25 protein-coding genes and 1 pseudogene are annotated in these 20,810 nt (G+C 46.6%); 12 read left to right on the top strand and 14 right to left on the bottom strand.

The annotated features are described in order from the left end of the window. Positions 1 to 45: 45 nt before the first annotated feature. On the bottom strand, positions 46 to 324 hold the full coding sequence (gene psaK, locus H6H02_RS08385) for a photosystem I reaction center subunit PsaK (protein WP_190816525.1): 279 nt from the start codon (positions 322 to 324) through the stop codon (positions 46 to 48). Between the two features lie 129 nt (positions 325 to 453). On the opposite strand from psaK, the gene H6H02_RS08390 reads away from it, so the two are divergent. Both H6H02_RS08390 and H6H02_RS08395 read left to right on the top strand, forming a co-directional pair. After that, positions 454 to 1,095 (top strand): phosphoribosylanthranilate isomerase, encoded by a 642-nt coding sequence (locus H6H02_RS08390; RefSeq protein ID WP_190816527.1) that lies wholly within the window; start codon positions 454 to 456, stop codon positions 1,093 to 1,095. A 170-nt stretch (positions 1,096 to 1,265) separates the two neighbouring features. Further along, on the top strand, positions 1,266 to 1,760 hold the full coding sequence (locus tag H6H02_RS08395; RefSeq protein WP_190816529.1) for a peptidoglycan-binding protein: 495 nt from the start codon (positions 1,266 to 1,268) through the stop codon (positions 1,758 to 1,760). 226 nt (positions 1,761 to 1,986) lie between these two features. On the opposite strand, the gene folE is transcribed toward H6H02_RS08395, so the two are convergent. From folE to H6H02_RS08425, 6 genes are all read right to left on the bottom strand, one after another. Continuing rightward, on the bottom strand, positions 1,987 to 2,691 hold the full coding sequence (gene folE, locus H6H02_RS08400; protein ID WP_190816531.1) for a GTP cyclohydrolase I FolE: 705 nt from the start codon (positions 2,689 to 2,691) through the stop codon (positions 1,987 to 1,989). Between the two features lie 115 nt (positions 2,692 to 2,806). After that, complete coding sequence (locus H6H02_RS08405; protein WP_190816533.1) at positions 2,807 to 3,532, bottom strand: SDR family oxidoreductase; 726 nt, start codon at positions 3,530 to 3,532, stop codon at positions 2,807 to 2,809. A 297-nt stretch (positions 3,533 to 3,829) separates the two neighbouring features. Further along, positions 3,830 to 4,813, bottom strand: a complete 984-nt coding sequence (gene accA / locus H6H02_RS08410) for an acetyl-CoA carboxylase carboxyl transferase subunit alpha (RefSeq protein WP_190816535.1) — start codon at positions 4,811 to 4,813, stop codon at positions 3,830 to 3,832. Between the two features lie 197 nt (positions 4,814 to 5,010). Further along, positions 5,011 to 6,036 carry a long-chain acyl-[acyl-carrier-protein] reductase gene (locus H6H02_RS08415; RefSeq protein ID WP_190816537.1) on the bottom strand — a complete coding sequence of 342 codons (1,026 nt, stop codon included), beginning with the start codon at positions 6,034 to 6,036 and terminating at the stop codon, positions 5,011 to 5,013. A 165-nt stretch (positions 6,037 to 6,201) separates the two neighbouring features. After that, complete coding sequence (locus H6H02_RS08420; RefSeq protein WP_190816539.1) at positions 6,202 to 7,788, bottom strand: B12-binding domain-containing radical SAM protein; 1,587 nt, start codon at positions 7,786 to 7,788, stop codon at positions 6,202 to 6,204. Between the two features lie 99 nt (positions 7,789 to 7,887). After that, a complete protein-coding gene (locus H6H02_RS08425) occupies positions 7,888 to 8,583 on the bottom strand; it encodes an aldehyde oxygenase (deformylating) (protein WP_190816541.1) in 696 nt (231 codons plus the stop codon). A gap of 137 nt (positions 8,584 to 8,720) precedes the next feature. Between H6H02_RS08425 and H6H02_RS08430 the strand changes: the two genes are divergently transcribed. After that, positions 8,721 to 9,566, top strand: a complete 846-nt coding sequence (locus tag H6H02_RS08430) for a carbohydrate ABC transporter permease (RefSeq protein WP_190816543.1) — start codon at positions 8,721 to 8,723, stop codon at positions 9,564 to 9,566. Between the two features lie 74 nt (positions 9,567 to 9,640). On the opposite strand, the pseudogene H6H02_RS27855 reads toward H6H02_RS08430, so the two are convergent. Together H6H02_RS27855 and H6H02_RS08435 are read right to left on the bottom strand one after the other, a co-directional pair. After that, positions 9,641 to 9,979: pseudogene (locus tag H6H02_RS27855) on the bottom strand (hypothetical protein); the annotation flags it as partial. A gap of 362 nt (positions 9,980 to 10,341) precedes the next feature. After that, positions 10,342 to 11,655, bottom strand: coding sequence for a glycosyltransferase family 4 protein (locus H6H02_RS08435; RefSeq protein WP_190816545.1), 1,314 nt, complete (start codon positions 11,653 to 11,655; stop codon positions 10,342 to 10,344). Between the two features lie 275 nt (positions 11,656 to 11,930). Here H6H02_RS08435 and H6H02_RS08440 point away from each other — a divergent pair, with 275 nt between their 5' ends. From H6H02_RS08440 to H6H02_RS08455, 3 genes are all read left to right on the top strand, one after another. After that, entirely contained in the window at positions 11,931 to 12,188 is a 258-nt protein-coding gene (locus H6H02_RS08440) for a hypothetical protein (RefSeq protein WP_190816547.1), read from the top strand. 703 nt (positions 12,189 to 12,891) lie between these two features. Then, positions 12,892 to 13,218 (top strand): transposase, encoded by a 327-nt coding sequence (locus H6H02_RS08450; protein ID WP_347342585.1) that lies wholly within the window; start codon positions 12,892 to 12,894, stop codon positions 13,216 to 13,218. A gap of 93 nt (positions 13,219 to 13,311) precedes the next feature. Further along, the gene (locus H6H02_RS08455) at positions 13,312 to 13,575 is read left to right on the top strand and encodes a transporter suffix domain-containing protein (RefSeq protein ID WP_190816549.1); all 264 of its coding nucleotides are present in this window, start codon (positions 13,312 to 13,314) and stop codon (positions 13,573 to 13,575) included. Between the two features lie 55 nt (positions 13,576 to 13,630). Here the strand turns inward: H6H02_RS08455 and H6H02_RS08460 are convergent, their stop codons facing one another. Then, a complete protein-coding gene (locus H6H02_RS08460; RefSeq protein ID WP_190816551.1) occupies positions 13,631 to 14,668 on the bottom strand; it encodes a hypothetical protein in 1,038 nt (345 codons plus the stop codon). Between the two features lie 257 nt (positions 14,669 to 14,925). Between H6H02_RS08460 and H6H02_RS27040 the strand changes: the two genes are divergently transcribed. Next, positions 14,926 to 15,003, top strand: a complete 78-nt coding sequence (locus tag H6H02_RS27040; RefSeq protein WP_347342588.1) for a hypothetical protein — start codon at positions 14,926 to 14,928, stop codon at positions 15,001 to 15,003. 173 nt (positions 15,004 to 15,176) lie between these two features. On the opposite strand, the gene H6H02_RS08470 is transcribed toward H6H02_RS27040, so the two are convergent. After that, complete coding sequence (locus tag H6H02_RS08470; RefSeq protein ID WP_190816553.1) at positions 15,177 to 15,692, bottom strand: DUF4278 domain-containing protein; 516 nt, start codon at positions 15,690 to 15,692, stop codon at positions 15,177 to 15,179. 200 nt (positions 15,693 to 15,892) lie between these two features. Here H6H02_RS08470 and H6H02_RS27575 point away from each other — a divergent pair, with 200 nt between their 5' ends. Then, positions 15,893 to 16,024 carry a hypothetical protein gene (locus H6H02_RS27575; RefSeq protein WP_277922533.1) on the top strand — a complete coding sequence of 44 codons (132 nt, stop codon included), beginning with the start codon at positions 15,893 to 15,895 and terminating at the stop codon, positions 16,022 to 16,024. 24 nt (positions 16,025 to 16,048) lie between these two features. Here H6H02_RS27575 and H6H02_RS08475 read toward each other — a convergent pair whose 3' ends face one another. From H6H02_RS08475 to H6H02_RS08485, 3 genes are all read right to left on the bottom strand, one after another. Continuing rightward, positions 16,049 to 17,011, bottom strand: a complete 963-nt coding sequence (locus H6H02_RS08475; RefSeq protein WP_190816555.1) for an alpha/beta hydrolase — start codon at positions 17,009 to 17,011, stop codon at positions 16,049 to 16,051. Between the two features lie 119 nt (positions 17,012 to 17,130). Beyond that, positions 17,131 to 17,634, bottom strand: a complete 504-nt coding sequence (locus tag H6H02_RS08480; protein ID WP_190816557.1) for a DUF4112 domain-containing protein — start codon at positions 17,632 to 17,634, stop codon at positions 17,131 to 17,133. A gap of 101 nt (positions 17,635 to 17,735) precedes the next feature. Then, entirely contained in the window at positions 17,736 to 17,933 is a 198-nt protein-coding gene (locus tag H6H02_RS08485) for a hypothetical protein (protein ID WP_190816559.1), read from the bottom strand. A 334-nt stretch (positions 17,934 to 18,267) separates the two neighbouring features. On the opposite strand from H6H02_RS08485, the gene H6H02_RS08490 reads away from it, so the two are divergent. The 4 genes from H6H02_RS08490 to H6H02_RS08505 all read left to right on the top strand — a co-directional run bounded on the left by H6H02_RS08490 (position 18,268) and on the right by H6H02_RS08505 (position 20,775). Beyond that, the gene (locus H6H02_RS08490; RefSeq protein ID WP_190816561.1) at positions 18,268 to 18,459 is read left to right on the top strand and encodes a hypothetical protein; all 192 of its coding nucleotides are present in this window, start codon (positions 18,268 to 18,270) and stop codon (positions 18,457 to 18,459) included. Between the two features lie 262 nt (positions 18,460 to 18,721). Next, the gene (locus tag H6H02_RS08495) at positions 18,722 to 19,237 is read left to right on the top strand and encodes an inorganic diphosphatase (protein ID WP_190816772.1); all 516 of its coding nucleotides are present in this window, start codon (positions 18,722 to 18,724) and stop codon (positions 19,235 to 19,237) included. A 201-nt stretch (positions 19,238 to 19,438) separates the two neighbouring features. Then, complete coding sequence (panD, locus tag H6H02_RS08500; protein ID WP_190816774.1) at positions 19,439 to 19,831, top strand: aspartate 1-decarboxylase; 393 nt, start codon at positions 19,439 to 19,441, stop codon at positions 19,829 to 19,831. 8 nt (positions 19,832 to 19,839) lie between these two features. Beyond that, positions 19,840 to 20,775 carry an MBL fold metallo-hydrolase gene (locus H6H02_RS08505; protein ID WP_190816563.1) on the top strand — a complete coding sequence of 312 codons (936 nt, stop codon included), beginning with the start codon at positions 19,840 to 19,842 and terminating at the stop codon, positions 20,773 to 20,775. Positions 20,776 to 20,810 lie beyond the last annotated feature (35 nt).

The raw sequence follows: 20,810 nt of genomic DNA on the forward strand, positions 1-20,810 counted from the left end.
GATGAGCTAAATTTTTAAGTCATCCAAAGCAGAAACAATCGCCTTTTAAAGGGCACCCGCGTTCGTTAATCCTAGGATGACGCCTGTTCCAATAATATGACCGAAGCTCATTGTCGCTAAGAGTTCAGGCACTGTAAAATTGCGGAACAAAGCGGGCTTAGCGAGAGGCAGGTCTGGCCCTACTCCTGGCTTCTGGATAGCGAAGCGACCGATGACGATCGCCAACAGGTTGCACAGAATCATCACCAATCCGACCATTGGAGTCCACGATGGGGTCGCGGGAACGGTAGATTGTACGGCGGCGAGTATTGTCAAGTGAATCAAGTTCTTGTCTCCTGCTTTGACACAAATATCAAAACCCAAAGTATTATAGAAACCTCTTAGTAAAAAGTCGGAATTTGTTTTAACAGTTAACAGTTATATTAATTTTTGATACAAATCGAAAAAAATTTAATGCGAGTCAAGATTTGCGGGATTACCAAACCAGATCAAGGGCAAGCGATCGCGCAACTGGGAGCAACCGCCCTAGGATTTATTTGCGTATCCTCCTCCCCGCGCTACGTGAGTGCAGTTCAAATCCGCGCCGTGATGGAACGGCTACCTCCTGACGTTGAGCGGATTGGCGTCTTTGCCAACACGACGCTAGAAGAAATCTGTCACTATGTCACCATCGCCAACTTGACAGGCGTACAGTTACATGGTCGAGAAACACTAGAATTTTGCCGTCAGTTGCGCCAATTGCTGCCCAGCGTGGAAATCATCAAAGCACTAAGAGTGAAAACTCCAGAGGATTTAACTCAGGCAGATGTCTATGCAGAGTGTGTGAATACTTTGTTGCTGGACGCCTATCATCCCCAAATGTTGGGAGGTACTGGAAAAACGCTGGACTGGAAGAGCCTCCGACAGTTCAATCCTAGCTGCCCCTGGTTGCTTGCCGGTGGTTTGACACCTGACAATATTTTGGATGCGATCGCGCAACTGCATCCTAGCGGGATTGATTTATCGAGTGGCGTCGAGCGATCGCCTGGGGATAAAGATTTAAATCGAGTTGCAGATTTGTTTGACAAACTGCGGGAAACCCGGTTTAAGTTGTAGGGTCGCTTTATGCGATGGCAACCGAGCGATCCACCTCCTGCTAATGGGTGAACAGCTAGAACGATATCAAACCGATCCAGTTAGTTTACCCGACTGTGCGAAGTAGCAGGCACTTCCTTAAAAGTACTTTGGAGATGTAGAACACCAACAAATCCAAAGGACTCCCCATCATGCTTGTTAACGAATCAAATCAAACTTTCACGAATCAAGCTCAGCTGAATAAGCCCATTCTGAGATTAGGTAATTCTGGATTTGCAGTTAGAGAATTACAACAAATATTAGCTGAAAGGGGCGCTTATTTCGGAGCGATTCACGGAACTTTTAATGAAGAAGTAGAATATGCCGTTATTCTTTTTCAGAACTGGCTTTTCCTCAGGGAAGATGGCATTGTCGGGTCATTAACTTGGCAAGCGCTTTATACAGGCGCTCCGGTTAATATGCCAATGCTGAAACGCGGCGCAAAAGGTGAAGTGGTCATGACACTTCAGCAAGTGCTACTTGTAACGGGTGATTTTAATGATGAAATTAACGGTGTCTTTGGGCCACATACCGATGCTGCTGTTAGATTCTTCCAAAAACGCAACGGTTTATTAGTAGACGGAATTGTTGGTAAAAATACTTGGTATGCTCTTTCTCAAGTGCGCCAGCAAACGGGGGGATGCTGAGTGTAAAACCATTTGGTTTTTTATTTGCAACATCTAAACTTCTTAGCCCCGAATTTATCGGGGGCGGGGGAATTGTTAATGTAGCGCTGCATAACCCAAATGGTATAAAAACGCGATTCATTATACGTTTTAGGGACACGGCATTGCCGTGTCCCTACTGTGGAGCAATTAGGAGTTTATCTTGTTAGTCGGAGCGAAGTCTCCCTACTGTTACTACCAACAACACTTAAAAGAAAGCGGGTTGGTGGCGAATTAAATTAAGGAACTCTTCACGAGTTTTTTGCTCGTCCTGAAACACGCCGACCATCGCACTGGTAACAGTCCAAGAACCGGGCTTCTGGACGCCTCGCATTACCATACACATATGGGTAGCTTCCATGACAACGGCGACTCCCTTTGGCTCAAGAATCGTCTGCACCGCTTCAGCAATCTGGCGCGTCAGCCGTTCCTGTACCTGCAAGCGGCGAGAATACATCTCCACAATTCGGGCAAGCTTGCTAAGACCTACCACTTTTTGGTTAGGGATATAGGCGACGTGCGCTTTACCCATAAATGGCAGCATATGGTGTTCGCAGAGGCTAAAGACATTGATATCCCGGACGAGAACCATCTCGTTGTGACCCTCATCAAAGATAGCTCCGTTGACAAGGTCTTCTAGCGACTGAGTATAGCCACTGGTGAGAAAGCGCATTGCTTCTGCTACTCGCTTAGGCGTCTTGAGCAAGCCTTCCCGTTCCGGGTCTTCGCCCACTCCTAGTAGCAGCGTTCTTACAGCACTCATCATCTCATCATTGAGTTCTTCCGAAGGCGGCTGCAAATTAGGTTCTCTACCATTCATTGTGTTGCGGTCAGGTCGCGGCGGAGCAATTTTGGCGCTCAAATCGCCTGATGGGTTAGAGCCATTAGAACCGTGGGAAGAAGCAGTAGTCATGATTCAGTCTTTGTTAGGGTTTGGAGTGGTTAACGGAGTGATGAGTTCGTTAGGGATTTTTTGAGACTGTTGAGTGATGAATTTAGGTTTTAACTCATTATTCAAAACTTACAACTCATAAAACGCCAGCGTTTGGCATTAAGGTTAATTCCTCAATCGTTGCCTGTTCTGGCACTAGAGCCATATGCAGAATCGACTGAGCAACGATTTCTGGCGTTAACATGGCTGAACGATTCAGATCGGCTTGAACCGTTTCTGTGTCCCAAATTGGGGTATTTACAGCACCAGGAGAGATCGTCACAACACGAATGCCTTTGGCACGTTCCTCTGCTGCGAGGGTTTTCGATAAGGCAATCAGAGCCGCTTTGCTAACGTTGTAGGCACCCCAGCCAGGAAAAGGTTGCTGACCGGCAATGGATGCCACATTAATAATTATCCCAGAGCCGCGATCGCGCATGGAGGGCAAAATTCCCTGGATACACTGAAACGCGCTAGTGAGATTCAGGTCAATCACTTGCTGCCATTCGGATAAAGGTGTTGACATAATCTCGCCGGTGTAGCCCATCCCGGCATTGTTCACCAGAACATCAATCGGGCCAAAGGAGTCAGCGATCGCGGCGACCTTTTCTCTTACCTGCTCAATATCGGCCAGATCCAGGGCATATGCTTTCGCTGTCACCCCGGTCTTCCGGGCAGCTTCAGCGACAGCCTCTAATTTAGACTCAGAGCGGCTGACTAAAGCCACATGGAATCCTGCTTTCGCAAATGCCAAAGCTGTCGCCTTGCCAATCCCACTACTGGCCCCGGTAATCAAGGCACGCCGTTCGATTGGAGAAGTCATCAATTCTTCCCATATTTTTTGATTAGGTAGCCATCAGTGTGCTTACCGTTCCTACTTGGTTTGGCTACCCTGTAGGAAAGCAAAATAAGCTCAAGCGATCGCCTAGGGGAACGGTTACTACGTACAGTTCTCATTTTTAGATGTCGTTGTCTACGATCAATTCGCTGTCGCCGTTAATTGCTTGCCAGCTCATCGCTAATTTCTTAGAAGACAACTCCTCTCAACTGAGAACTTGTAATAATTCGTTACCTTATTAATTATACCACTCGTCACAGCGTCTTCTAAGGTCAACCCCCGCTAGGCGGAGATTTCCGTATAAACGCCGATACTACGAAACTTTTGATAACGTAGCTCCCGCCGCTGTTGAGCGGTCATCTGGGAGAGTTCTTCTAAGTTTTGCAACAGAGCATCTTTTAGAATGGCAGCTGCCTTTAGCGGCTCGCCATGAGCGCCGCCAACAGGTTCGGGCAACAGAACATCGAGAATGCCTAAGTTTTTCAAATCCCAAGCTGTAATTTTTAGCGCTGCGGCTGCTTGGGGAGCTTTGGAAGCATCTTTCCACAAAATCGCTGCACAAGCTTCGGGAGTCGCAACGGTATAAACGGCGTGTTCAAACATTAATAGTCGGTCGCCGACGCCAATTCCCAACGCACCGCCGGAACCGCCTTCCCCGATGACCGTGCAGAGGATTGGAACATCCAGGCGAAACATCTCCCGCAAATTATAGGCGATCGCTTCTCCCTGTCCCCGTTTCTCGGCTTCCACACCCGCCCAAGCTCCCGGCGTATCAATAAACGTGAGAATCGGCATTCCGAAGTGATTGGCGTGTTCCATTAACCGTAACGCCTTACGGTAGCCACCGGGAGCAGGCATCCCAAAATTCCGGGCGACATTATCCTTGGTATCGCGGCCTTTTTGATGACCCAGCATCACGACGGGACGCCCACCCAGACGAGCCACACCCCCGACTAACGCCGGGTCGTCATTCCCACCGCGATCGCCGTGTAGTTCCATCCATTCATCGCTCATTGCCTGGATGTAGTCTAATGTACTGGGACGCCGAGGATGCCGAGCCAGTTGCAGTCTCTGGGACGGGGATAAACTATTGAAAATCTCCTCACGAAGTTGCACTGCTCGTGCCTCCAACTGACGAATCTGATCGGAGACATCGACGTCCTGATCTTCTGCAAGTTCGCGAATTTGGTCAATTCGTGCCTCTAATTCGGACAGAGGCTTTTCAAAATCTAGAAGTAACGGCTTGCGCTCAGAAGAAGTTGACATAGTTTCTAGTCAGCGATCGGTGGTCAGTAGTGCAGGGGCGAACACAGGGTAGCGCCCCTAAAGTGGTCACAAGTCAGTGGTCACAAGTCAGTGGTCACAAATCAGCCGTCACAAGTCAGTAGTCAAAGAAACAAGTAACAACAGATGAAAAATACCAGCCTTCTTCAATCAACTGACAACGGACAACTGACTCGTAACTAATAAGTTAACAGTGGTCGGAATCCATGCCTCACGGACGATTCACCAATTAGCTCCATCTTCTCTACAGTAATTTGATTGCGTCCCCAAGAAAAATTGGTGTGCCACTTTTCAAATTCCAATAGCATCGATTCCGCAAAACAGGCAAATAACTGGCGTCCTGGCGCTTCCATCAAATTGACGATTTTCATAATCCGCCAGTCAATCTCCAGGGAATGCTCCACAATTCCCCCATTGACGACATAGACGCCCGGATGCTGAATTTTGGTAGACAGGTTTTTCGGATAGCCCCCATCAATCAGCAAACAAGGTTTTTTCAAAACCGTGGGGTCAATTTCCATCCCTTTGGGCATACTGGCTACCCAAACTACAATATCAGCCAAAGGCAGCGCCTCTTCCAATCCCATGATTTTGCCCCTGCCGAGTTCCGCCTGCAAAGCTTGCAATCGCTCTTGCTTCCGGGCAATCAGCAACAGTTCTGGCACCTCAGTTCGAGCATCTAGCCAGCGACAGACAGCGCTGCCAATATCGCCGGTGGCTCCACAAACCGCCACAGTCGCTTTACTGAGATCGATGCCCAATTCTTTCGACACTTCTTCCAATTGGCGACAGATAATGTAAGCCGTATGGGTATTGCCGGTGGTAAACCGCTCAAATTCCAGTTTGATATTGCGAACCTGCTTACTTTCATGCAGGTTGAATTCTTCAAAAATAATCGAGGAAAAGCCGCCCAGCGCACTAATGTTAATGCCATGTTTTTGAGCATGAGCCATTGCGTTGAGAACTTTCCGGACTGCTGTCTTACCTCTCCCACTGGCCAGCATTTCTGGTACAAAGCAAGATTCCACATACCGACCTTCGATTTTTTGCCCGGTAATGCTGGTGACAGTGATGTGATCGACGATTTGAGGCGGAGCGCTACACCAGAAATCTAGCCCTTGATCGGCATAGTCTGGATAGCCAAGCTCTCTAGCCACAGATTGAGCGTGTTGCAAATTAGTAAGGTGACCGATTAAACCAAACATGAATGGTTCTAACTACGCCTCTGGATAGGAAAGGAAGGTGGAAGGGGAAAAAATAGGTAAATACTCTTAACAATAGTACAAAAAATTGCCGCTCTTCTGAGCGGCAGGTTGATTTGCATTTAAAAATGGCTGTTTTCTTGCCTTCTAGCGACCGAAAAGCTTGGATCAGACGTTTACAAGCGTGGGTTTTTGTTCGGGTGATGCTGGCGCAGTAATCGGATCGTAGCCGAGCTGTTGGGTAATCCGTTCTCTAGCTAAAAGACGGTACTCCCAGAAATGCTCTCCAGCTGCACACAAGCCAAGATACATATTCAGGAATTGCGGCTTCTTGCGTAAAATCAGCCAAAGCTGTCGCCAAAATTGACCTCGAATTTCAGGTCGCCGAATGCCTTGATGCCAAATTAACTGGGCGACTAGCCGCAGTCCTTTGCCAGCGGGGAAGTACATATTTTGCGTTCTTCCTGACGGCGGAACAATGTTGAGGCATTGGTTAAAACAGCGTCTGAGATAGTTCTGGGGTTCGTACATTGTCCAGAAGCCTTCTACATACTCTCTGGCAATTTCTGCCAGAGGTCGGCTGGGCGTAAAATTCATCAAGGAATTCTGATCGCCTACATCGGTAACGCCAACTCCTTCTAATAAACGCTGCTCTTTTTGGAGTCGGGTCCACAGAGCCGTATTCGGCAAGGCTTGCAGAATGCCCAGCATGGGTTGAGGAATACTGGTTTCTTCGACAAAGGCTTGAATGCGATCGCCAGCACCAGCGCGTTCTCCATCGAAGCCGAGAATAAATCCTGCATAAATTAGCATTCCGGCTTCGTTGATCTTGCGACACGCTTCTAAAAGCGGGTTGCGGGTATTTTGAAACTTTCGAGTGACTTGCAGGCTGTCTTGATCGGGGGTTTCAATACCGAGAAAGACGGCGTAAAAACCGGCTTCCCGCATCAGCTGTAGCAGTTCATCATCTTCTGCTAAATTTACAGAAGCTTCGGTTATGAAGGTGAAGGGATAGTTGCGTTCCTGCATCCAAGGAATCAATTCTCGTAGCAGGCGCTTGACGTTGCGCTGATTCCCAATAAAGTTGTCATCGACGATAAACAGGGAACCCCGCCAGCCTAAGTCATAAAGGCTTTGCAACTCTGCCAATACTTGATTCGGTTCTTTGGTGCGCGGTTTGCGACCGTAGAGGCTGATAATGTCGCAGAATTCGCAGTTAAACGGGCAACCGCGAGAAAACTGAATTGCCATCATCAAGTAGGCATCTCGCTTCAGTAAGTCGAAGCGAGGAAGGGGGCTTAGGGTGACATCCGGCTTTTCGATGGAGCGAAAAACACCCGTTTCTTGACCCTGAGCGATCGCTTGCAGAAAGTCCGGTACGGTTAATTCCCCTTCATCCAAAATTAGGTAATGCGCTCCAGAGGCGAGGGCGTCTTCAGGCACTGACGTTGGATAAGGGCCTCCAACCGCCACCTTTTTCCCCAACTGGACGGCTTTTTTGATCAGGGAGTGGAAATCTTCTCGTTGTGCCAGCATCGCCGATAGAATAACGATGTCGCACCACTCCCAATCTGCATCCGTCTCAGCCTTCACATTGCGGTCGTAAAACTTGATCTCCCAATCTTTCGGCAACAGTGCTGCCACTGTAATAATTCCCAAGGGAGGGATGACCGCTTTTAGTCCAGCGATTTCCATAAAACGGTCATAAGACCAGAAAGACTGGGGAAAAGTGGGGGAGAGTAAAAGTGCCTTCATTGACTCTGTCCTCAAACTAGATGACTTGCCTTCAGGCAATTCCCCACTCTTACTATTGCACTAACTGTCTTGACATCCCCCGCAAGCTATACTATGCAACTATGCAGCAGCAAGCCCGTAGGCCGACATCCGCATAATGTCGCGGGTCGTAAAGCCAATATTGCTTAGCGCTTCGCCGTATTGAATCATGAAGTCTTCAACTAGGGATTCTTTTTCCATTCCCAGAACACTGGCATCCTTCTCGACTTCGTTGAGCATCCGCCAGACGATGGGAAGATTCTGACGATTGGCTTCTTCAAATTCTGCTTTGGATTCCTCGAAATGGTTTTTTAGCCAAACTTCACCGTAGTTGAGATGGCTGTATTCATCTTTCACAACACCCTCAGTAATTTTACGGGCGAAGTCATCGGCAACGGGGATATAGATGTTGTAAGCAGCGATCGCAAAGCATTCGATAATTAATGCTTGAATCAGCAAACAGGTCACAATCCCGCCTTCTGCTGCCGCATCTTGGAAATTTTGGTGCAATCCGGAGAAGAACTTGCGAGCAAATTCTAAATCTGGCGTCACTTCGAGATTCCGCCCGCAGGCTTCAAATCCTTTCTTGTGACGACTCTCCATTTTAGATAAACGGATTAACTGCTCCTTATCTTCTGGCAGCAATTCTGCTAGCTTGATGTAATTTTCATGAGCCTCTTGTTCGCCTTCAATCACAATCGCATTGATGCGGCTGTAAGCGTCCTTGTAGGTTTCACTGTGGAAGTCAATTTCTAGGCTGGTTTCAAGCGACGGCATAAATCTCCTGGCTGCTCCTCACGAATAGGTCTGAGATCGACCTAAAGTTTCTGTGGAAAAGTAATGGAACTTAATCTAATAATTGTACTGTACCTATCCTGGAGCCAAACGGGATCAGTCAATTTAAGTAAGTATTCATGCCTAACAAAAATCCAGAAGGTCGATTGCCAGTCACTCAGCCTTCCCATCTGGCGAACCCGCTATTGCTGTTGCTGGGCGCTTGTGTCGTGCTATTACCGCTTGGAATCGTCTTCCTCACCTCTTTTGACAAAGCGGGGACGACACCTGGAGGAAACTTCTTTCCATCTAACCCCAGCTTTGCCAACTACCGCGAAGCTTGGAGGCGCGGCAACTTTCTGTTAGCGTTTGCCAATTCAACCCTCGTGGCGCTAGCTGTAACTGGGTTTCAGACGATCACCGCTGCACTCGCCGGTTATGCGCTGGCGCGGCTGAAATTTCAGGGGCGTCAGGCAATTCTGTTGATTGTCTTGGCTACGCTGGTAATTCCCTTTCAATTGTTGGTGATTCCAATTTTTTTGGTTTTAAAGTGGGGACACTTAATCAACACTTACTGGGCGCTAATTTTACCCACAGCGGCGAATGGATTTGGGATTTTTCTGTTGCGGCAGTATTTTCAAACCATTCCAGTGGAGTTGGAGGAAGCGGCGGCGTTGGATGGGGCAAACCGCCTGCAAATTCTGTGGCGGGTGATGCTACCGTTGTCGCGTCCGGCATTAGTAACGCTGTTTCTATTCACTTTTATTGGGGAATGGAACGATTTATTTAAACCGTTGATCTTTACAACGCGACCAGAATTGAGGACAGTGCAGCTAGCGTTGGCAGAGTTTCAGGAGCAATTTACGAATAATTGGCCTTTGCTGATGGCGGCTGTCGCGATCGCTACCGTACCTGTCGTGTTACTGTTTCTCGTCGGGCAGCGTCAGTTCATTCGGGGGATTGCGGCGACGGGTATTAAGAATTAATCTGACGCTTGCAGGGGATGTCTTATAGAACCCATTTGACATCTTTTTAGGCTGTGGCTAAGCGCTTAAGCATTAGAGGGTTTTGGGGAGCGATCAAACCAAATTTTGGTCATGATCTGGGGATAAAGTCCTTGAAGCGATTGGCTGATGGTCTCGGGATGATAACCGTGATCTACCAGAATTGCGCTCTTCGGAATAATTTACGGGTAGGCGATTGAAATAGTCGATATTTTGCGAGAGCATCTTAATCAATCCCTGGTCATCAGTGAGATTGGCTCGTGTTTGAGTGGGTTAAAGAAGGGAAACCGTAGTGTATCAACAGCCACATGCCGTTTGATGCTATTTGTTGCCTTAGACTTCTTGCAAAAATCCCAGATGCGTGGGACTTTTGCAAGAAGTCTATTGTTCACCAGAAGTGAGAGAGTACCTGAGTCAGTCAATCAAGGACTTGATGAGTCCAACTGTAAAATCACTTGTATTCGCTTTGTTCCCAATGATCCCAAGCAAAATCCGATTGAAGATATTTGGTTGCAAGCAAAGCGATTCATTCGAGAGTACTACCACTTGTGTACATCCTTTAATGTCGTTAAGTTCCTATTCGAGTTGGTGACTCACCACCAAATCTTTGATTTTCCAAAGCTTTTTACCTATAGCTGTTTCTCACGAATGATTTAAGAGCGTTATATCAATTTTGTTTCTGCTATTTGGATTAGCTATTTTTAGCATTTTTACATAACAAGTTCGGTAAAGCCGATTATTTTCGGTAATTCAGTTATTAAACATCGTCGAATGGCATCCCAAAGTTGGGTTTACCAGTCCTAGATTTAAGAACCCATCGATATATCTCAAGGGTTTGCCGAGCTTTAGCATCCCAAGTGAAATGAGTTAAAACACGATCGCGGGCGCGTTGTCCTATTTCAGTGATAATACTGGGATCGGCAATTAAACGGCTAAGGATTTCACGGAAACGCGCCACAATTTCCGCTCTCGAACCCAATGGCACGGCATAGCCTGTGGATGTAGTAACAAGTTCGCCAGGACCACCATAGTCCACTACAATCGGCACCAGCCCCATCATCATTGCCTCAACTACCACAGCACCACCGAACTCACGAATGCTGGGGAAACCCAATAAGTCAGCATTAGCGAGTCGTTCTTGGACGCGGGTGTGTTCCACGTGTCCAGCGAGTTCTACACCACTTTCAATTTTCTCCTGCTTGAGGAGCGCCTTGAGTTTGGGCATATCCGGACCGTCACCAACAATCTCGACTGTCAACTCACCCGCTCGAATTAATGGTGCCGCTGCTTCGAGGAGCATATCAGCTCCTTTGTACGGTACAAGACGACCGACAAAGATTGCCTTGAGCGGGCGAGACGCTTGGCGAGTCCGTTGCAGGGTGAACCGTTCCGGAGCGATCGCGTTTTCCGGAATATACACGCACTTGTCCCGGTACTGGGCAGGAATCTGGTTCCAGGTGGCGCGGGAGCCAATAGCGATCGCAGTAGCGTATTGTCGAGTAGAGCCGTATCCAGGCAGCAACTTGTACGTCCATCTGATATAAGAAAGCCACTCCTTCTCCTCGCGTCGCGTTGTCTCAAACTCCTTGGGCCAAGGCAAACCGCCGTTCAGCGGCCCCAGCACGAACGGCACTCCTACCCGATGACACTTTTGCGCCAGCAGACTTGGGATGGTTGGACTCAGCGGCGTGAGGCGGTGAACAATGTCGAACGTCCCATCAGTAATCTGTTGACCAAACTCGCGCCAGATTAAATGTTCAAAGTAGTAATAGGTGAAAGTAGACAAGGCTGTTACCATAGTCCAGCCTTTATCGTGACCACCGCGCAGCAAGGAACTGAGGCGCTTTATCGGCTCATGCACCTGTCCGGTGTCAATGGCTGTGAAGTCCTTTCCTTCGACGCATCCCGCACGGACAAATGCCTCGCGGTTGTAGCTTTGGGTAACTATATGAGCGTCACTCAGCTTAGCAATGGCTCGGCTGTGCAGCCAGCCTACAAGCGGCACACTTATCCACTCAGGGTTTGCAGATTCCGCAATTAGCAATACACGGGGGCGGCTCAAAGTCTCCATTACTTGGTACTACCTATCTGGGGGGAATCAACTTATAAAGCGTTTATAGAGTTTTGCTGCTCTGAGAGAGGCACCCAAGTGAGCAATGAATTTGTTATGACAAGTTACATCTGGTTCCCTAGCCTACACTAGCTTGAGTCGTAACCTATGTCTTATTTATCTGCAACATATTACAGTGTTTTTACATAGAATGCCTAACTCTCTACAAAATCTTTATATATTACTTTATAAAATTTCTAGAATATTGCTAAAAATAGTACAATAAATAGTCGGCAATGGTTACTGTCAATAATGTTGCTATAAAAAATGAATTTATCAAACAAGGATTGGAGACAATTTCAAAAGAATTAGCTGCGTTGATTCATTTAAAAAAAATTCAAGGTTTAAAACAAATAAGAATAAAAAAATGCCTCAATAAAAGGCCAGGAAAATTATTTTCTAGTGTTAATACACTTAGAGAAAAAAGCGATGGTAGGAATGGTGGCAAAAAGGACGACGGCTGCGACAGAGCAATATACGTCAAGTTGGGATGAAGAGGTTTTGAGCCATGTTTAAGAAGCCAGTATCGGCTTGCGGAAACTCTACAAGAAGGTAATTGAAAAACTCATGACCCAAGCCGAAATAGTAACCGACATATTTTATGTGATTAAATAAACTAATTAATAATTAGATACAGAAAAAAGAAGTGCGAAACCAAAAAAAAACCGAAAAAAAGGCGTAATATTGGCACTCAAAAAAGTAACCATGCGTTAGTTTAAACTAAAGCAAATTCAAAATAAGAAAGATAAAGAGAACTCGAATCAATCAGGAACCTGATATCAAAATTAGCAAAACCACACAGGCTTAAAAAAGCATTTAGAAACGTCTTTTAAAAAAGTAAATATTGGGTAGAGGGACTATTTAATTTAAGTAATTGGTTAAGGAAAGGCCAAATTTATTTTGCAGCTAGCTGTGCCACAATAAAAAGATGGATTAGAGAAATTATTGCTTATTCTGCTCCAATAACTACTCAAGGAGTTGTGGAAGGAATCAATAACAAGCTCAAATTAATCAAACGAAGAGGTTATGAGTTTAGAAAATTTAACAATTTTGAATTAAGAATTTTTCTGACTTGGCATTTCGCCAGCTAGTTTCAGTTTTTTTAATACCATGTTCAGTAGAACCCGATTTTGCCGCCTCTGAGAATCGTCAGGTGAGAAATATGGTAAAAAAATCATAAGCTTGCCAAGTCAATCAGTGACGCAGCTTGTCGAATGGTTGCAGTATTTAGGGAAGGTTTATTGGAAAGCAGTAATTGCTGTTGCTCCTGAATACAATTCCCAAGATTGCTCTACTTGTGCTGCTACGGTCAAGAAAACACTTTCGGATAGAACTCATGTGTGCATTTATGGAACTGTTTTAGACCGTGACCACAATGCAACACTGAATATTTTGGCGAAAGGGTTGAGGCAAGCAGGAATGGATCTAAATACGGTGGGGCACGCCGGAATCAACGCGTGGGGACAGCTCGATCTCTATCTCTACTCTTTGATGGTGACATCAAAGGGCAAGGCGATTGATTGAACTAAAAATCCCCATACCTTGATTGTCGGGGAGTGTCAAAAGATATTGTGCATTATCCTGTCAATCTTGTTACGATTTGTCACAATTAGGAGTATGCAGAAACTCGGTATATTTTTAATTGTTTTCTCTTTCCTGCCTTGGGTGGTAATCCTCTTAGTGGTGCCCTTGCTACCGCTAGCGATCGCCCAAAAAGCCATATTGGTTCCGATTCTTGCGGTTGTGGCAGAAATTGCTTTTTGGGTAGGTTTGGTGCTAGTCGGAAAAGAAGCCGCAACCAAATATCGGCGTTACTTAAATCTGGGCGCGATCTGGAAGAGTGTAAAAAAATTGATCCGCCCAAAGAAGAGATCGAATTGACCTCTTTGGCGGTATCTATTTAGAGATGCAATGAATCGCCTCTGGAGAAAGCGTTTTAGGCGTTATCCGTGAGAACTTTGAGGCGAATCGTGCGATCGCCTTCATCATCCAAACTCACCTCCACAACTTCACCCGCAAGGCGTTCCAAACAAGAAAGGAGCGATCGCAAATGAGGGCTACTTGCGCCAGTATCTACATACAGCCTATCTGTCAGACTGCCTAGCCGCTTCCAGGTCATGTAAAATTTGGCGATCGTCTGTTCCAGTTGAGCCGCCTGCTTCACCATATCGGCGGCGGTATTTAAACAACCCAAACGCAAAGCTTCCTCTAGCGCCATTTCCACGTCAATGGAGGTGCGCTCAATTGCCTGGACTTGGGCCGCGGCGTCTAGGTATTTAGATAAATTCCGGGCATCTGATGTCACCTGTTTAACCGTATCGACATCAGGATTCCCGGCGACTTCCTCTTTCAGGGCGCTGATGTGAGATTCTGGTAATTTCTCCATTTCCCGCACCAGAGGAGACAGAAATCGAGGGGGAAGAGAACCCGCAGCTGCCTTTTCCTTGACTTCATCTGGCAGCAACTCTGAATTCATCGCTGTCCATTCGTCAGAGAGTTGCCGCACTTCGCGCCTGGTAATGCGATCGCCTTTATTCGCCGCATCTGTCACCAGTTGTTGGATTTCTGGAGAAGCCTTAGAGGTTTCGATGAAGGCGCGTTTGCTGAAGCTACGAATCGCATCCGGGTCAAGATGTCCCTCCTCTAAGAGGGTATCAGCACTATTTGCCAGTTGAATTAAGGAATATGCCTGACTTTTACTAATTTCCCGTTCTTTCAGCCAATTGAGAAATCCGGTACCGCGTCCGTCACCGCCTTGTTTCTCTCTATCTCGCACGATTCGCAAAATCCGCCCCCGCCAGATTTCTGTCTGCAAGTCGAAGCGATCGCACACCAGCCAAGCATTCTCTACCAGCTTCTGAAACTCAAACTCCGGAATCTGCTCATCCTCTGGATCGGGCAGATCGAAATTTAGATCGACTGGGTTCTGAAGGGCAGCAGCAAGTTCGCTGGGAGATTCGGGTGATTGCACCATTAGTAGCGCTCTATGGGGGTCGATCGCCTTATTATGACACAACCCGTAGCCGCAGACTCTCTAACACAAAAGCGCGATCGCTGCAACGTTAAAATACGAGCCAAATCTTATAGAGGGAAATATGTCAACAATTACCGACATCGGGAAATTAATTGTGCGGACTCCAGAAACCTGCGAAGGTCGTCCGCGAATTGCAGAAAGGAGAGTTCTGTGCAGTAAATGGCAGTTTTGTTTAAGCAGGGAGTAGCGCAGAAGAAATAGTCAATGAGTACGGATTTCTGACTTTAGCACAGGTTTATGCGGCATTAGCTTATTATCACGCTAATAAAGAATGAAATAGAAGCGATTTGGTAGAGGAAGAGGCGGATTATGACCGCTTAGAAGCGGAATACAAGGCGGGCAAGCTATGGTGAGTCAGATTCGCTTATATTTGGATGAAGATTTGAAAAGTATTCGGAGCGATCGCTTCCAGCAAAATTCGCTCAATGGTTGGCATTGCAATCTGTGGCTAAGATGCTGGCGTTTGTTTTGATTCTTCAACCGGAGGTATGGGGGAAGCTTGAGAAATAACGGTAGCACCTCGATATTTTAATCCCGATGTCGGTTGAGACACCGGAATATTTTCTGTTTTACGGACTTTACAAACCTGACCCCGGTATTTTCCTGTAACTTCAACTTCTGCTACTTCAACAGTTGGAGAGGTGGATTCGTAGTTAATCCCGCGATAGCTGAGTTGAGTCGTGTTGTCTTCCTGAAACTCAGATTGAGGCTCAATCTTAGGCTCAGATTGAGACTCAATCTGAGCCTCGACTACAGGCTGACATTGCTGCAAAAGTCGTCTCGCGCTTAGCAGTACAAGCCATAGCAGCAGTATCTGAATTTGCCACGGTGCTACAACCAAACTTACAAATAAACCGACAATAGAAATTGCAGCAGCGAGATAGTAAATTTCGTCAGCAGAATTTTGAAGGATATAAACAGCTAGCAGGGTAATCGCTAGCGGCATGATGAAAGACATGGACATATTTATCACTTCTGAAGTTACCTCTGAAACTAGAGTGCGAAGTGTTTTTAAAAATATAAGGGAATTGGTGCTAATCAGCCTACTACTCGTGGATTAACCTGCCTCATCCTTTTGGTTGAACAGTTGAATCCTACAATAGCTCGTATTCAAAAACTGGCTGAGGTTCCAAGCTAGAGAAGAAACTATCATAACTGACGGGAATGCGATCGCAACCTAACAAGGCGGCGACACATCTCTCTCATCGCTTGCCATTTGGTGACGACGCGGACTTTGTTTATATAGCCAGTAGAGGTGGGATCTTTCCGCCTCTACTGGGATTTGGCATCAAATGAACAATACTTAGGGAATTTTTACTGCTAAAAACGATACAAAGATTCTGACTTTAGAAAATCCGTATCGTCCATAAACTCAAGAATCTCTGATGCGATCGCATCTGCGTGACTTCCTGCCGCATCATGACCACAGTTGGGGATAATCTTAAACTTAGAACTGGGCATACAGGCATGAAGTTTTTCGCCATCAGCAACCGGGAACCATTGATCTTGATCGCCCCAGAGAATTAGAGTCGGACAGGCGATCGCCTTCAAGTTATCTTGGACGTTGCGAATTAAATTCGGTTCATTCTTTACCAATCGTTCGAGTTCTTGCGCCGCGTGTTGTAAATCCTCGGCAGTTTTCGTCAAAGCATTCGGAAATTCAACATACGGATAAGTAATCCAGTAAACTTCTTCCGGTGTAATTCGTGTCCAATCAACTACAACTTCCCGACGCCCGAAGGCTACAATTTGCCACAATAACGGTGCAAACAGTTGAGTCACGCGCAACCGATCCGCTATCTTAACTAAATCTAACGGCAAATCTGCTAATAATTGCATCCCCCAAAATGGCAATCGTTTGAGGAAAATCGGAACATTGATTACGACTAATCTGGCGAACAAATCTGGATGCGCTTGTGCAGTAGCGAGTGTCACTAATGCACCCAAAGATTGGGCTACCACAATAGCCGGTTCATTACATAATGCTCGTACAATCTGCTCTAGTTCGAGTGATTGATGACCGAGTATTTCCGGGTGTGATGGCATCTCGGAAAAACCGTGTCCTTTCGCATCGAAACAGATGACGCGAAAATGCTTTGACAGCGGCTCAATTGCATAACGCCAGTTGTAGCTCCAGCTCGCCACTCCATGCACTAAAAATAGCGGCGTACCTGTACCTTTTTCGCCATAAGCAATTTTTACAGGATTGCCGTTAGCATCTGAAATGGTTATCGTTTGACGCCCGTTTGGAAATGTAGCTTCCCACCAGTCTTTCTTACTCATCTGTTGTACAATTCCCTTGAGAATCGAATTCAAGGGTTAGCCAATAAACTTTGCTTGCAAGGAATTAAAAATATCAGATTGAAAAGGAGAAACGAATTAAAGTTTTTAATTTTTAATTTTTATTTGGTTATCGCTTGCCATAGCAGATTCAGGATAAAAAGACTGAAAGCAGCAATGAAAATCACAAAAAGCATTAACCCACCCAACAACAGAATGATAAACCACCAATCTGCCCTTTGACTCTGCCGAGGAGAAGCGAGATGAGCTTCTAGAAGCATCATGTTTTTAGCATTCGCTTTCCAGGTAGCGTCAAAGAAATCCCCCAACACCGGCACAGTGCCAACTAAAGTTTCAAAAATAATATTTAGCACCATCCGCACCAAAGCTTCTCGTGGTAGCCCCAGCAGCGCTGCCTCCAGCACGATATAGCCTGACAAGGCACTTCCTAGGATATCTCCGCCTCCAGGGAGCAGTCCAAGTAGAGGATCGATGCCCACGCGGTAGGAAGTTCCCGGAATCGCGATCGCATTATCCAGGATATAAGTCAGCGATCGCAGGCGCTTAATTCTCGCTGAGTTGGCGTCCGCCGATCTTATGGGAGGCTTGGGAGGAGGCTGAGACATCAGAATCGATAATGGGGTAGTGGCTAGCGGCGAGTGAAAAAATCGTTACCCCCTACTCCTGACGGACAAGCAAGAAAGCTTCTTGCTGTTGGAATCAGTATTCAGCACCTCAAACCCATGTCTTCGGGGGGTACAGAAGACATTTGTTGTTCTACAGATGTTAGAGTCGTCAGCGTTGAGTCAGGAGTGGGAACCTGTTCGATTTGAGCCAACAGGGTTTGCGCTTGTGTGTCTCCCTTGTCAGCCAGATTATTTAGGTAGAGCTTGAGTTCGTCGGCAAGGGTCGTGGGAATGTACATGGCTACCACTCCGACTTCTGGTGTGAGCTTCTTTTATGCATCATAGCCTCGTCAGGCGCTAGATTTAGGCCCGGCTCGTTGTAATTTAATCAAGTTGCAAGTTCAATATCTAAACTAACCTTAAACTTTTCCCGCTTCAAGCGTGGCTCTGGTATTTCTAAAGACAGTTGACATTCATCAGCGACTTTGATAGCACCTATCTACAGGTTGAGATTGTTTAATAGACGACAGACAGCCTAGAAGAACTCGCTAGAATTAAGACAGAGAGGAGTTTCAAAATTTCTTCTCTTTTCACTGTTTCATTTGATCGTGTTGAGTTTGCAATTATCTTTTTATGGAATTAAGTAGCCAGTCTTCCACCTCTTCTGACCAACCTCCTCCGCAAAGGTGGGCAGAGTTTCTGGGAACTGCAATTGCTTTGTTGACTTTGACCTTACCTGTGTTTGCGATCGCTCACTACTCCCCAAGCCGCGCTGAAAGCTTGCAGCAGCAAACCAGCTATTCAATCCCGATACCCGAAGACTGACCTTCAGGATGCAATAAATGGATATTGTCTAATCCTTGAATCTGGGCTGCCAAAGATTCCGTATTGACCTTCTTCCCGTAGAATGCTCACAAGGGCTATCTGAAAGGATGAAGGATGAAGGAGGAATCTTTGGATTTCTCCTTCAACAATGGGTGCGATTCGTAGTCGCTGTCAAGTAACTACGTTAAGGCTCTACAGCCTTCAGCCTGACATCAGCGCACCCCCAATACTTTGTGTTGCTTGGAGAAACTGGAGAAACGTTTTGGATTTAACACGCATTCCTGCTCAACCCAAACCAGGTCTAATTAACGTCCTGGTTGAAATTACTGCTGGTAGCAAAAATAAGTACGAATACGATAAGGACTTACAAGCCTTTGCCCTAGACCGGGTGCTTTATTCTTCGGTGCAATACCCTTATGACTACGGCTTTGTCCCCAACACCCTAGCAGATGATGGCGATCCCCTGGATGGGATGGTGTTGATGGAAGAGCCAACATTTCCGGGGTGTGTTATTCTAGCGCGACCTATCGGAATGTTAGAGATGATTGACGGGGGAGATCGGGACGAAAAAATTCTGTGCGTTCCCGAAAAAGATCCGCGCTACGCTCACGTCAAATCTCTCAAAGACCTTGCACCGCACCGACTAGACGAAATCGCAGAATTTTTCAAGACCTACAAGAATTTAGAGAAAAAGGTCACAGAAATTCTGGGTTGGCAAGATGTCGATAAAGTGATGCCGCTGGTGGAGCAATGCATTAAAGCTGGTAGCCAAAAGTAGGGCTACCAACGCTACGTGAGCGTACTAGGGAAAAATTGAGGGATGAAGTGGTTTGAGAACGTTAGAATCAGCTTTAGCTGAGAAAACTTTTCATGCGCCGAACCCTAGTGCTGATAGATACAACATGAGGAAAGTGCAGGCATGGCAAGAGAAGCAATCAGCGCCTTGCACTTTCTCAACGGTGTTAATAACCTTTCTTGTATGCAGCGATCGCTTCTTCTATCAAAAATTCATAGTTGCACCCTTACCCGGGCAAATCTAGACTATGTAGGGAGTATCAGTATTGATAGAACCCTGTTGGATGCCGCCGGTATACTACCCTATGAACAGGTACAAGTTGTTAATGTCTCAAATGGAGCGCGCTTGATTACCTATGCAATCGCCGCACCGGCAAATTCAGGGGCAGTGGAACTCAATGGTGCAGCGGCTCGTTTAGGAATGAAGGGCGATCGCTTAATTATCATGACCTACGGGCAATTTAGCCCCGAAGAATTGAAAACTTATCATCCTAAAGTTGTTCTCGTAGACGGGCAAAATCGGTTAACAGAAGTTCGTCGCTACGACGATCTGCTAAGCGTGCAGCTAACTTCTTGAGTGAATATATGTCTTCAAAAGAACCAGCGGCACCAAATCCTCAAATGTCCAATCCCACAGCGAGTCAGTCAACCCAAGCTGACGCCGAGTTTGTGGTGCAGTTTTGGGGTGTGCGGGGCAAAATAGCCGCCGCTGGGAAGGAGACGCTTCGCTACGGCGGTAATACCCCCTGTGTGGAAATGCGGGTAGGCTCTAAACGATTAATCTTTGATGGCGGCACCGGCTTGCGTTTATTGGGTAATCAATTACTGCGCCAAATGCCGGTGGAAGCTTACATCTTCTTTACCGATTCCCAAAGCGATCGCATTCAAGGCGTTCCTTTTTTCGTTCCTGGCTTTATTAAGGGCAATTGTTTTCATATTTATGGGGCAGCAGGATCTGACGGAGCATCAATCAAACAAAGTCTCAGCGACCAGATGACGCCTCCGAATTTTCCAGTCCCCATACAGGTGATGCAATCAGAACTACAGTTCTATGACCTGACTCCCGGCGAGACGGTCGCGCTAGACGATATCACGATTGAAACCTGTTTAACCAACAATACCCTGCGGACAGTAGGCTACCGAGTCACCTGGAAGGGATACACGGCTGTCTACGCGACGGGTGCAGACAACAATCCCGACGCCCTAGATGAAAACTTGCTCCACTTAGCCCGGAAAGCCGATTTACTCATTTGCAATGCGACTTCCCCGGCACTAGACGAAGTTTTAGGGATGGACGGCAAGTCTTTTAACCCGGCTGACTTTGCTGTTAAACTCTGCGAAAATCCCTTCTGGCAAACCTGTGTCAAAGCGGCTGATACGGCTAACGTCGAAAAATTGGCGATCTTTAGCTACGAACCAGACTACGACGATGATTTCCTCGACCAAGTGGAAGCGCAAATCCAATCAGTGTTTCCGAATGGATTACTCGCCCGCGAAGGAATGATTTTGCCCGTAAGGTAACGGTCATCAGAGTTTTGAGCCAGAAAAAAGTTCTT

This window comes from Coleofasciculus sp. FACHB-1120 (assembly GCF_014698845.1).
GTDB lineage: Bacteria > Cyanobacteriota > Cyanobacteriia > Cyanobacteriales > FACHB-T130 > FACHB-T130.